Origin of the sequence: Janthinobacterium sp. BJB301 (assembly GCF_002735685.1) — a bacterium.
In the GTDB taxonomy this organism is placed as follows: Bacteria; Pseudomonadota; Gammaproteobacteria; order Burkholderiales; family Burkholderiaceae_D; genus Janthinobacterium; species Janthinobacterium lividum.
Window position 1 is genome coordinate 2,934,560 of record NZ_PDZJ01000001.1, and the last position, 12,404, is coordinate 2,946,963.

A 12,404-nucleotide genomic window follows, 5' to 3' on the forward strand; every position below is an offset into this window, starting at 1 on the left:
CCGCGCGCATCCGGAGCGAAAACTCCACAGCGCAGCGGGAACAGGGGGTGATAAGTTATTTCACAGATAACGCCAGGAAATAACGTTATCTAAGGCAATTAAGCCTTCAGTTCTGGGAAGAAGTAAGCGATTTCCACTTTAGCAGCTTCGACAGCGTCGGAACCGTGTACGGCGTTAGCGTCGATCGAATCGGCGAAATCGGCGCGGATCGTGCCTTTTTCTGCTTTCTTCGGATCGGTCGCGCCCATCAGGTCACGGTGGGCCAGAACGGCGTTTTCGCCTTCCAGGGCTTGGATCATGACTGGACCGGAAACCATGAAGTCGACCAGATCCTTGAAGAAGCCGCGTTCTTTGTGCGCTGCGTAGAAGCCTTCAGCTTGTTCGCGCGACAGTTGGGTCATGCGTGCTGCAACGATTTTCAGGCCAGCGTTTTCAAAACGGGAGTAGATTTGACCGATTACGTTTTTTGCAACTGCGTCTGGTTTGATGATCGACAGGGTGCGTTCGATTGCCATGTGTGAAAACTCCAATAAAAAGTAAGGTTTAAAACGGTAAATTGATAACTCAATCAACCTTTGATTTTACCATACTCCACCCCATATCACCCAGACAGGCAGGGGGCATCTTGCCACCCTGCCCCCGTTTAATGAAATCTTAAGCTGCTTTTTTGGCAAATTCCGGCCCTCATGCTATCCTTGGGTAAAGCAGTAATTTGAATTGACAACACGGAGGCACTATGAATCAGAACATGCAACGCACCTTTGACCTGTCGGGGGGCATGCAGCAAGTCCGCCATCAGGTCTTGCGCAACACTTACTGGCTGCTGGCGCTGTCCATGATCCCGACCGTGCTGGGCGCCTTCATCGGCGTGCAAATGCATTTGCCGATGCTGACCGGCGGCATGGGTTTCATCATCTTCATGGCCGTCGCTTTCGGCTTCATGTACGCGATTGAGAAGACCAAGAACTCGGGCCTCGGCGTCGCCGTCCTGCTCGGCTTTACCTTCTTCATGGGCCTGATGCTCACGCCTATCCTGACGCGCACGCTCGGCTACTCGAATGGCGGCATGCTGATCATGACGGCATTCGGCGGTACGGCCACCATCCTGGCCGTGATGGCCACGATCGCCACGGTCTCGAAGCGCGACTTCTCGGCCATGGGCAAATGGCTGTTCGCCGGCGTGATCGTGCTGATCCTGGCATCGGTAGCGAACATTTTCCTGGGCCTGTCGGCACTGTCGATCGTGATCTCCATGGTCGCCATCGCCATCTTCTCGGCCTACATCCTGTATGACGTGCAGCAAATCATCAACGGCGGCGAGACCAACTACATCTCGGCCACCCTGCGCATCTACCTGGACGTGTACAACATCTTCACCAGCCTGCTCTCTTTGCTGGGCTTCGCTGGCGGCAGCCGCGACTAAGCATTGCGCTTTGGCGCTGACGCACGAAAATAAAAGCCGACCCTCGGGTCGGCTTTTTTACGTCTGCAGCTTCACTTCACCTTTTCCGCCACCTCCAGCAGGCAGGCGCGGGCGCGGTCCAGGGTCGGGTTGTCGCGCTGGGCCGCGTAGACGGCGTAGGCCGAATGCGAGAATTCGGGCGCGTCGCGCACGCGGTGCAGCAAACCCGCATCGAGATAGGGTTGCGCGCTGCCGATGCGAAAGTAACTGGCGCCACCCGCGTCGAGCAAATACACGAGGGCCAGCGGCCCCAGCGAAATCGAAACGGGCGGGCTGCTCAGCTCCGGGTAGGCCGCCTGGTGATTGGCCGCGAAGCTGGGGCCCCAGTCCACATACACATACGTGTCGGCATGCATCTGCCCATCAGCGCGCGTGGTCACCATCACCAGCTTTTCCTCGGCAAGCAATTCGCTGGCCAGGCCCGGGCGCTGCGGCGGGTTGTACAGCACGGCCAGGTCCAGCGAGCCGTCATGCACGGCGTCGAGCAGGCGCGCGGGGCTGTCGACTTCCGCGCGCAAGGCGATCTGGGGACAGTCGCGGCTCATGCGTATCAGCCAGTCGCCGAGCAGCGGCTGCCACAGGCTCAGCTCGCAGCCGATGCTGACGGCGTCGTCGCGCCCCGGCGGCAAGGCCACCTGGTGGCGCGCCCGCTCCCACACCTGCACCATGGTGGCCGCATGGCGCATGAAGCGCTCGCCGGCAGACGTCAGACGCGCGCCCGCCTTGTTGCGCACGAACAGCTGGCGCCCCAGTTGCTGCTCCAGCGAGCGGATGCGGGCGCTGACGGCCGTCTGCGTCACGTGCATGCGTTCAGCCGCCATGATGAAACTGCCGCAGGACGCCACTTCCAGGAAGGTACGCGCTTGATTGATATCCATCAATCCATCATATCAGTTGCCGCACATCTCAACTGACACGCTCGTAGCCGCCCAGCACGCCCTGCTTGGCCAGCACCCATTGCCACAGCTGCAGGTCGCGCGCGCGGAAGGCGCCGGCGCAGGACAGCAGATAGTAGGACCACATGCGGTGGAAGCGCTCGCCCAGCTGGGCGGCAAAGCGCGGCCACGCCTGTTCGAAATTCGCATGCCAGGCCATCAGGGTCTTGTCGTAGTCGGCGCCGAAGTTATGCAGGTCCTCGGCCACGAACAGATCATCGATGGCGTCGCCGATCTGGCCGAGCGACGGCAAGTCGCCATTCGGGAAGATGTATTTGTCGATCCACGGATCGCACGTGGAATGGCGCTTGTTCTTGCCGATCGTGTGCAGCAGGAACAGGCCGTCGTCTTCCAGGCAGCGGTGCGCCACTTCCATGAAGGTGCGGTGGTTCTTGTGCCCCACGTGCTCGAACATGCCGATGCTGACGATGCGGTCGAATTTTTCATCAGTGTCGCGGTAGTCCTGCAGGCGGAAGTCCAGGTGCTCGCCGCCCGGCATGCCGCGCGCATACGCTGCCTGCTCCTTCGAGATCGTCACGCCCACGCACCGCACCTGATATTTCTCCGCCGCATAGCGCATGAAGCTGCCCCAGCCACAGCCGATATCGAGCACGCGCATGCCCGGCTCCAGGCGCAGCTTGCGGCAGATCAGATCGAGCTTGGCTTCCTGCGCCTCGGCCAGGTTGCCGGCCTCCTTCCAGTAGCCGCAGGTATACGTCATGCGCGGATCGAGCATGGCCGCATAGAAGGCATTGCCCAGGTCGTAGTGCTCCTTGCCCACCATCCAGGCGCGGCGCTCCGTCTGCAGGTTGAACAGGCGCGCAGTCAGCGCATGGAAGGCCAGGCGCATGGGGCGCACGTCGTCGGCCACCCTGGCGCGCAGCAAATGGCAAAAGAATTCGTCAAGCTGGTTCGCATCCCAGTCGCCATCCATGTACGCTTCGCCGAGGCCCAGGTTGCCGCTGGCGAAGGCGCGCTCCGGTACGCCCGGTTTGCGCAGCTGCATGTCCCAGGCGGCGCGGCCATTCAAATGGATGTCGGCCTTCGCTAGCAGCTCGGCCGCTTCGCGCGTCAGCCGCGTGTCCAGCGTGATTTTCGGTGTTTGCTGCAACTGCATTGCTGCTTGTGTCGTGTGCTGCGTGTTCATGCCCTGCCGCCTCCAGATGGTTGTCGGTGCTGGCGCGCCGGCAAGTCCACTCCGCGGCCCGGCGCCGCGCCAGCCATAAAATTATCCGCCCGCCATCGCCATCTGGATAATGAAACATCATGGCCATTCATATCAAAATATTTGCTGCGAAATGATTTGAATCAATTTTTTCATGGAAATATTTTTTGCACGAAACGCTCTGAAGCATGAAAAAAGCCGCCTGTACGGCGGCTGTTCGCGGCAGCTTAGCCCCACGATCAAAAGTCGTGATTCGGCGGATACTTGCTGTAAAAATCGTTATCCCATTTGAAGTTGGTAAACGCCACCGTCATCGATATGTCGAGCGCTTCGACGAAATGCCAGCAGCCGACGGGCAGGAACAGTATCTCGCCCGGCGCCAGCACGCATTCGCGCACTTGCACGTCCGCCATCAGCGGATAGCGCTGCAGGTCGATATCGCGCCCGTCGACGGGCGTAAAACAGTGGCGCTGGTTGTACACCCGCGCCACCTCGCAGGCGGCCATGATGCGCAGCCGCTTGCGCCCTTGTACCTGCGCCATGAAGTTGTTCGTCAGGTCGTGGTGGAATGGCGTCACCGTGCCGGCCGGGCCAAACCATAAAAACCCCGTGGGGCCGCCACTCTGCTCCAGGTATTCGGGCAGCTGGCCGATATCGTCCCACAGCTCGCGCAGCGCCTGCCGGTTCTGCGAATTGTTATTCGCCGTCATGTAGAAATCGTTGGTCGCGCCGCTGCCCTCGACCAGGCTGGCGTACTCGCCAAACGCCATCTTGCGCTTGTGGGCCACGCTATTCATTTCGTACTGCGCATCCGCCTCGCGGCCGAACTGCACTTCCACTTCGCGCTGCGCGTAATGCTCGCGGAAATAGGCCGGGCTCCACTTGGCCATGGCGGGCCAGTCGTCCATCATGCCCGTGATGATCACGGGCTGGTTGGTGGAATAGAACTCCGTCAGGAACTCGTGCGCCGTCAGTTTCTCGCGGCGGGGAATCTCGGGTGGACGCAACTGGTTCAGCTTGCGCTGGATGTCGATCACCCAGTCGCGCTTGGCCAGCCGGTTCGACAGGCGCACGGCGCCGGCCAGGTAGGGACTCTGCAGCGCCAGCTCCACTTCGCGGCGCGCCAGGGGCTCCGTAATGCCCGCCTTTTGCAGCACCGGCATCAGCGCCGACGGGTGGCTGCCCAGCATGAGGTTTTCCGCGATCCAGCTGCGCCATTCGCGGCTCAGCTCCTGTTCCGGCTGCTGTTCTTTCTGCTTGACTCCGAATGTCGATACCGCCGCCATCGCCCGTCTCCTGTTTTTTATGTGAACAAGCGGCCGGGCAGCGTATGCCGCCCGGCCGCCTCCTACTCTAGCGCAGTATTACCGCACCTTCCACACCTCGGTTGCCAGCACGCCATTCGCGTCGCCATCGAGTTCCCACGAGAACGCGCCGCGCAAGCCCTGGTCCTTCACATATTTCACCTTGGTGCCGATGACGGTCGGGTCATCATAGCTCCACCACTGGCCGCCCGCCCCTGTGTACAGGTACAGCTGCTTGGTCACGGGATGGTAGTAGCGCGTGCCAGCCTTGGCCACGAGGATTTTATAGTCCTCGATGCCCGACTCGTACGTGCCCGGCGCCGTGCCCGTGGCCGCCTGGTACAGGCCATCGCCATTCGGCCCCGGCGCCACGCCCGTCCAGCCGCGGCCATAGAACGGTATGCCCAGCAGCAGCTTGTCGCGCGGCACGCCGGCGGCAATCATGTACTGCACCGCCTTGTCACCCACGTATTCACGCGCCATGCCCGTCGACGGATCGGCAGGGTCGGCAAACAGCTGGGCGTTGAAGTTGGTGCTGTTTTCCCAGCCGCCGTGGAAGTCGTAGGTCATCAGGTTGATCCAATCCATGTACTGCGAGTACAGGGCCGGTTCCGTGTTGTCGATCTTGTCCTTGCCGGCACCGACAGCGGCCGTCAACAGGTAGCGCTTGCCGTTGGCTGCACCGAGCGCATCGAGCTGGCTGCGGAATTCCGCCATCAGCAAGGTGAAGTTGCGCTTGTCGTTGGGGCTGACCGTGTTGTACGGCTGGCCGCCGCCGACCGGATATTCCCAGTCGATGTCGATGCCGTCAAAGATGTTGGCCGCCGCGCCCACGCCACCGCGACCGCCCTGCACCGGCAGGTTGCCCTTGATGTAGATATCGATGCAGGAACGCACCATCTGCTTGCGCAGCGCATCCGTGGCCGAACCGACGGAGAAGTTCTTCGACCAGCTCCAGCCGCCCAGCGAGATGAACAATTTCAGGTTCGGGTGCGCCGCCTTGAGTTTTCTCAGCTGCAGGAAGTTGCCCGACAACGGTGCATCCCAAGGAATCGCCTGGCCATCGACGGTGCGCTTCGGCGTGCGGATGTAGTCGGCCTCGGCATCGCCGCCCGTGCCCGCGTCCGGCGAATTCGGATTCGTCGCACCCGGCTCCGTCTTGGTGATCATGGCGCATTCATAGCCGCCGTTTTTCGGATAGATGTTGCCGAAGGCATAGTTGATGAAAGTCAGCTTGTCGGCCACGCCGCTCGTGTGCACGTTCGCCACTTCATAGTCGCGGCCATACACGCCCCACTGCGCAAAATAGGAGCCGACTTCGCGGCCCGTTGGCGTTGGCGTTGGAGTCGGAGTCGGCGTCGGAGTAGGCGTTGGCGTTGGCGTTGGCGTTGGCGTTGGCGTCGGGGTTGGAGTAGGTGTCGGCGTGGTACTGCAGATCTCCAGGCTGGTCCACGGCTTGCCCGTGCCGGCGGCGCCGCTGCTGGTCGACGGATTGTCGCCCTGCGTCCAGTAGTTGGCGCGGTAATTCGTGCCCGCATAACTGACGGTGGCGCCCGCGCTGTAAGCCGTGCCGGCCACCCACGCCAGCGCGCAGGTGCCGCCGGTTGGCGTTGGCGTCGGAGTGGGCGTCGGGTTCGGCGTAGGCGCCGGGGTCGGGGTTGGCGTGGGAGTTGGAGTCGGCGTTGGGGTGGGAGTCGGCGTCGGCGTGGTGCCGCCGTCGCATGTGCCGCCGGCGCTCCACAGACTCGGCGTGGAAACAGGATTCCAACCCGAGCCCACGTGATCCGTCTGCGTCACCAGGGCCGTATAGTTGGCGCCCAGGTAGGTGACCACCGTGCCCGCGTTATACGTGCCGCCCTCTTGCCACGGCACGCAAGCGACCACCGTACTGGCCGCCAGCAATTGCGACCCAGCCGGAGCGCCGGCGTCACCGCCGCCACCGCCGCATGCAGCCAGCACGCCACCGCTGGCCAGACATACCATCATGTTCCTGATCGTTTTTTTGAGTATTAAATTTTCCACGTTGTCTCCTGTTCAGGTTTGCGGAAATACCACTTTGCTTCAATGAAGAGCTACCCTGTGATTTTGTTTTTTGCAGTTGCAAGAACAGCATGCTGCTGAAAAAATAGGCGGTCAAGTGGTTTTGAAGTGGCCTCAAAGTGGGCAATACCACTTTGCGCAAGAAGCGCAGCGGCGGAGGCAAATGGCGTGTTGTCCTACTGGACAATGAAAAAACGGCAGAGGAAGGATGTAAAAAGACGCTGGATCGGGAAAATACAGACCAGTTTTATAACACGCTGTAAGTGGTATTGGGGGAGCTCGCGGCGCCGCTGAACGCGGCAGCGGCGGGTGCCTGCCTGGCCACCCGCCGCGCGGCATTACTTATTGAGGCAAATCAAAGACCGCCATCGATTCCACGTGGGAAGTATGCGGGAACATGTTCACCACGCCCGCCTTGCTCAGCACATAGCCGGCTTCCAGCGCCAGGATGCCGGCGTCGCGCGCCAGGGTGGACGGGCTGCACGACACATACACGATGCGTTTCGGCAGCAGGTCCGGACGCACTTGCGACAGGCCGACCAGCGCCTGGCACAGGGCCATGGCACCATCGCGCGGCGGGTCGACGAGGATGCGGTCGAACTTGCCCAGCGCGATCAGGTCATCCGTCGTCACTTCGAACAGGTTGCGCGTCGAGAACGAGGTTTTTTCCGCCAGGCCATTGGCCAGCGCGTTTTCCAGCGCCCGCTCCGTCAGGGTGGTGCTGCCTTCGATACCGACCACTTCGCTGCCCTGCGTGGCCAGCGGCAAGGTGAAATTGCCCAGGCCGCAGAACAGGTCGGCCACGCGGTCTGTCGGCTGCACTTCCAGCAAACGCAGGGCTTTCGATACCAGCACGCGGTTGATGTGGTGGTTCACCTGCGTGAAATCGACGGGCTTGAACGGCATCTTGACGCCGAATTCCGGCAGCAGGTAATGCAATTGCTTGTCCAGTGGATAGAACGGCACGGCCGTTTCCGGGCCCTTGACTTGCAGCCACCATTGCACGCCGTACTCGTCGGCAAAGGCCTTCAGTTTCGTTTCATCGTCCGCCGTCAACGGCGCCATGATGCGCAAGACCATGGCGGTCACGTCTTCGCCCACGGCCAGTTCGATCTGCGGCATCTGGTCGAAGATCGACAGCGAAGCAATCAATCCACGCAGCGGCAGCAGCATGGCCGAGATGTGTGGCGGCAAGATCTCGCAGCTATCCATGTCGGCGACGAACGCCGATTTCTTTTCATGGAAGCCCACCAGCACGGCGTCCTTCTTCTTGACGTGGCGCACGGACAGGCGCGCGCGGTAGCGGTAGCCCCAGGTCGGGCCATACATGGGGCGCATGATGCTTTGCGGACGCACCTTGCCGATATGCCACAGATTATCTTCCAGCACGCGCTGCTTGATCGCCACCTGCGCCGACGGCTCCAGATGCTGCATCGAGCAACCGCCGCAATTGTCGAAATGCTTGCACTTGGGCGTCACGCGCATCGACGATTCGCGGTGCAGCGCCGTCATCCGGGCCATTTCCCAGTTCTTCTTTTTCTTGAACGTCACAAAGCTGACGCGCTCGCCCGGCAATGCGCCTTCGACAAACACGACCTTGCCCGGCGAGCCGTCTTCGTTCTCAATATGGCCAACGCCACGGGCGTCCATGTCGAGCGATTTGATTTCGATGATATTTTCTTGCATAGCGATCAATAGGTAAGAGTGGGCCAGGACGCAGGGCCGCGCTGGAACTTGAAAGAATGGGGAAAGGTCAGGCGCCGCGAGCGGGGCGTATGATAGCAGATGCGGCCCCGGAAATACCGGGACCGGACGCCTTAGAGCAGGGAGTCGCGCACGACGCCGCGTGCGGCCATAGCCCGTTTGAGCTTGATCAAGGCCTCTTGCTGGATCTGGCGCACGCGCTCGCGCGTCACGCCCATTTCCTCGGCCAAGGTTTCCAGGGTGGCCGGGTCGTCATTGTCGAGGCCGAAACGGCGCATGATGACCACGCGCTGCTTGTCGGGCAGCTTGGTCAGCCAGTCGCGCACCAGCACCGTCATTTCATGGTGCTCCGCGCGCGCGTCAGGACCGTCTTCGCTGGCGCCGGGCAACATGTCCATCAGCGACGATTGCGGGTCGTTGTCGAGCGGCGCGTCAAGCGAAGTAGCGTGCTCGGACAGGGCCAGGATATCCTGCACCTCTTCCACGGGTCGGCCCACCAGGTGGGCGATGTCTTCCGCCGTGGCATCCTTGCCATCGTGGTGCTGGGCTTCCAGGTGGTACTTGCCGCGCAGAATTTGATTCAGTTCGCGCACCATGTGCACGGGCAGGCGCACCGTGCGCGCCTGGTTCATGATGGCGCGCTCGATGCTCTGGCGTATCCACCAGGTGGCGTAGGTGGAAAAACGGAAACCGCGCTCGGGCTCGAACTTGTCGATGGCCCGCATCAGGCCGATGTTGCCCTCCTCGATCATGTCGAGCAACACCACGCCGCGGTTGATGTAATGCTTGGCGATCGACACGACCAGGCGCAGGTTGTGCTCGATCATGGTTTGCCGGGCTTCGAAATTGCCCTGCTTGGCGAGGGTGGCGTAATGCACCTCTTGCGCCGCCGTCAGCAGGGGCCGCGTGCCGATCTGGTTCAGATAGTGCTGCGTGGTATCGGTCGACAGCTCGGCCGCCAGCACTTTTTTCAGTTCATCGACACTTTCGACCAGCACGCTGACGCTGGCCACCTCGCCGCCCTCGCCCGCGTCGACGGCGTCAATGCCGTCGAGTTCGCCGGCATCGTCCGTCACGACTTCGTCTGCCCCGTCTTCCGGGGGTTCCGGGTCATCGTCCAGCTGATCGTGCGGCGCGTGTGTCATTGCTTTACCTAACGGTTAGGCAGGAATTTCGAAGGGTCGACAGGCTTGCCCTGCTGGCGGATTTCAAAGTGCAGCTTCACGCGGTCGGCATCGGAATCGCCCATTTCGGCGATGGCCTGGCCTTTGTTGACGTTCTGCCCTTCCTTCACCAGGATGCTGCGGTTATGCGCATACGCCGACAATAAACTATTACTGTGCTTCACGATGACAAGATTACCATAACCACGGATTCCGCTCCCGGCATACATGACTTTTCCCGCGCCGGCGGCCACCACCTGCTGGCCCGCCTTGCCGGCGATATCCACGCCCTTGTTCTTGCCTTCGTCGAAAGTGCCGATGACCTTGCCTTCGGAAGGCCACATCCAGCTGATTTTCTCGTCGCCGGGCGCCGATGCCGCAGGGGCTGCCGCGGCGGCGGCCGGTGCGGCGGCGACGGCTGCTGCCGGGGCCGGCGCAGGCTTGACGTCGCTGCTGCCGCCATCGGCGCGCAATTCGGCCAGGGTGGCGTCGGAATACGCGCGCTTCTCGCCGCGCGGACCCGTTTTCTTCGGCACGACAGGCGCGGCCGGCTTGACTTCCGTCACCGGCGGCATGACGATGGCCGACGTTTGCGCGCCGCCCGTGTCGCCATTTGGCGGCAACACGCGCAGCACCTGGTCGACCTTGATGTCGTTCGGGTTGCTCAAGTCATTCCAGGCCACCAGGTCGCGGTAATTCTGCCCGTGCTCGAGGGCGATACGCAACAGGGTGTCGCCACGCTTGACCGTGTAATAAGCCGGGTCGCGGTCGCGCGGATCGCTGGCTGCGGCGCTGCTGCTCGATGGCTGGCGCTCCACCACGGGCGCCTGGACGCCCGTCGTGCCGCAACCGCTCAACAGCGCGGCCAAGGTGATGCTACATAGAAGTATGTTACTTTTCTTAATCATTCGCATGTAATTGTATGTCCTGCTTGCTAGCTGATCCGGGGATCATATGGTGCCCGGGCGCAAAGGTACGAAATGGCAATCTTCCAGGGTTTGGCTAGTCCATTCCATTTTCCCCACCCGGGTAATGAGTTGTAAGTGTTGCAATTTAGCCCCCACCGGCGCAACCAGACGCCCGCCGGGCGCCAGCTGTTCCAGCAGGGCTTGCGGGACTTCCAGGCCGGCTGCGGCAAGGATGATCCCGTCGAAGGGCGCCGCCTGCGGCAGGCCAAGCATACCATCTCCGTACTGCAAGCGCAGATTTGACACGCGCAGCGGACGCAGATTGGCCTTCGCCAGCTCGTGCAGGGGCCGGATGCGCTCGATCGAATACACCTCTTTCGCCACCAGCGACAGCACTGCCGCCTGGTAGCCGCAGCCCGTGCCGATTTCCAGCACGCGCTGCAGGGTGCCGCCCTGGCGCATCACTTCGATCATGCGCGCCACGATGTACGGCTGTGAAATGGTCTGGTGGTGGCCGATAGGCAAGGAGGCGTCGATATACGCCTGCGACGCCAGCGCCTCATCCATGAACATGTGGCGCGGCACGGCTTGCAGGGCGTCGAGCACCACCTGGTCCTTGACGCCCTGCTTCGCCACGCGGGCTACCATGGCCCGGCGCACGGCCTCCGAGACGAGCGGGTTTTGTCGCGGCGGCGATACCACCGCAGGCTGCGCCCGCTCATTGGCGATGGCCTGGGCGCGCGACGGCGCGATGGCCGCGTGCGTGCCGTACGGCTGCGCCACGCCCCGCGCCGCGTTTTGCGCCGCATTCTGCGTGGCCGTCTGCGGCGTGGCGATCCTGGACTGGGCCAGCGACTGTCCCCCGCCCTGCCTGGCGGGCTTGCCGGCCAGCGAATCGAGGGTAAGGGGGAAGGTACGCGGCTTATCGGTCATAGTGAGCGCTCATGCCAGGCCTTTTGCCAGTGCATCGAGTTGGGTGGTATGGGTCAGGTCGATCTGCAGCGGCGTGATCGATACTTGTCCATGCTCAACGGCATGGAAGTCCGTGCCCGGACCGCCCTCCTTGGCCGCGCCGGCAGGACCGATCCAGAAGATTTCACGGCCACGGGGGTCGAGCGCGCGTATCACGGGCTCGGCCGAATGGCGCTTGCCCAGGCGCGTGGCCACCACGCCTTGCATTTGCTCGTAAGGAATGGCCGGGATGTTCACGTTCAGCAGATACGGTTTCTGCAGGGCGTCAAACTGGCGCTCGACGATTTCCCTGGCCACGCGGGCGGCCGCATCCAGGTTGGCCCAGCCGAACTGCGACTGGGAAAAGGCGATGGCGGGAATGCCGAACAGATAGCCTTCCGTGGCGGCCGCCACGGTACCCGAATACAGGGTGTCGTCGCCCATGTTGGGGCCGTTGTTGATGCCGGACACCACCAGGTCGGGGCGCTCGATGAGCATGCCCGTCAGCGCCACGTGCACGCAATCGGTGGGCGTGCCGTTGACGAAGTAAAAGCCGTTGGCGGCCTTGTGCACGGACAGGGGCCGGTCCAGGGACAGCGAATTGGATGCGCCCGAACGGTTGCTGTCGGGCGCCACCACGACGATGTCGGCAATGGGTGCGAGCGCGTCGGCCAGGGCCGCCAGTCCTGGCGCCAGGTAACCGTCGTCGTTACTGATAAGAATTCTCATAACGGGATTTTACCCGAAGCGATGCCAACACTGCGCATGCCGC

Annotated in this window: 11 protein-coding genes; 1 reads left to right on the forward strand and 10 read right to left on the reverse strand. The window is 62.2% G+C overall.

Annotated features, from left to right (window positions below):
* Positions 1-98 precede the first annotated feature (98 nt).
* Positions 99-515, reverse strand: coding sequence for a nucleoside-diphosphate kinase (ndk, locus tag CSQ91_RS13115; RefSeq protein WP_034752036.1), 417 nt, complete (start codon positions 513-515; stop codon positions 99-101).
* 221 nt (positions 516-736) lie between these two features.
* On the opposite strand from ndk, the gene CSQ91_RS13120 reads away from it, so the two are divergent.
* Positions 737-1,423 carry a Bax inhibitor-1/YccA family protein gene (locus tag CSQ91_RS13120; RefSeq protein WP_034752039.1) on the forward strand — a complete coding sequence of 229 codons (687 nt, stop codon included), beginning with the start codon at positions 737-739 and terminating at the stop codon, positions 1,421-1,423.
* 71 nt (positions 1,424-1,494) lie between these two features.
* On the opposite strand, the gene CSQ91_RS13125 is transcribed toward CSQ91_RS13120, so the two are convergent.
* The 9 genes from CSQ91_RS13125 to surE form a co-directional block, all read right to left on the reverse strand.
* Positions 1,495-2,340: a LysR family transcriptional regulator gene (locus CSQ91_RS13125; RefSeq protein WP_099388481.1), complete on the reverse strand. Its 846-nt coding sequence runs from the start codon at positions 2,338-2,340 to the stop codon at positions 1,495-1,497.
* Between the two features lie 28 nt (positions 2,341-2,368).
* On the reverse strand, positions 2,369-3,514 hold the full coding sequence (cfa, locus tag CSQ91_RS13130; protein ID WP_099388482.1) for a cyclopropane fatty acyl phospholipid synthase: 1,146 nt from the start codon (positions 3,512-3,514) through the stop codon (positions 2,369-2,371).
* Positions 3,515-3,801: 287 nt separating this feature from the next.
* Positions 3,802-4,848, reverse strand: coding sequence for a cupin-like domain-containing protein (locus tag CSQ91_RS13135; RefSeq protein ID WP_099388483.1), 1,047 nt, complete (start codon positions 4,846-4,848; stop codon positions 3,802-3,804).
* Positions 4,849-4,926: 78 nt separating this feature from the next.
* Positions 4,927-6,852: a glycosyl hydrolase family 18 protein gene (locus tag CSQ91_RS13140; protein WP_306508702.1), complete on the reverse strand. Its 1,926-nt coding sequence runs from the start codon at positions 6,850-6,852 to the stop codon at positions 4,927-4,929.
* Between the two features lie 396 nt (positions 6,853-7,248).
* Positions 7,249-8,592, reverse strand: coding sequence for a 23S rRNA (uracil(1939)-C(5))-methyltransferase RlmD (rlmD, locus tag CSQ91_RS13145; RefSeq protein ID WP_070282092.1), 1,344 nt, complete (start codon positions 8,590-8,592; stop codon positions 7,249-7,251).
* Between the two features lie 131 nt (positions 8,593-8,723).
* Complete coding sequence (gene rpoS / locus CSQ91_RS13150; protein ID WP_034789065.1) at positions 8,724-9,755, reverse strand: RNA polymerase sigma factor RpoS; 1,032 nt, start codon at positions 9,753-9,755, stop codon at positions 8,724-8,726.
* Positions 9,756-9,763: 8 nt separating this feature from the next.
* On the reverse strand, positions 9,764-10,681 hold the full coding sequence (locus CSQ91_RS13155; RefSeq protein ID WP_099388484.1) for a peptidoglycan DD-metalloendopeptidase family protein: 918 nt from the start codon (positions 10,679-10,681) through the stop codon (positions 9,764-9,766).
* A 42-nt stretch (positions 10,682-10,723) separates the two neighbouring features.
* Positions 10,724-11,614, reverse strand: coding sequence for a protein-L-isoaspartate(D-aspartate) O-methyltransferase (locus CSQ91_RS13160; protein ID WP_099388485.1), 891 nt, complete (start codon positions 11,612-11,614; stop codon positions 10,724-10,726).
* A 9-nt stretch (positions 11,615-11,623) separates the two neighbouring features.
* Positions 11,624-12,361 (reverse strand): 5'/3'-nucleotidase SurE, encoded by a 738-nt coding sequence (surE, locus tag CSQ91_RS13165; protein WP_034789072.1) that lies wholly within the window; start codon positions 12,359-12,361, stop codon positions 11,624-11,626.
* Positions 12,362-12,404: the final 43 nt, after the last annotated feature.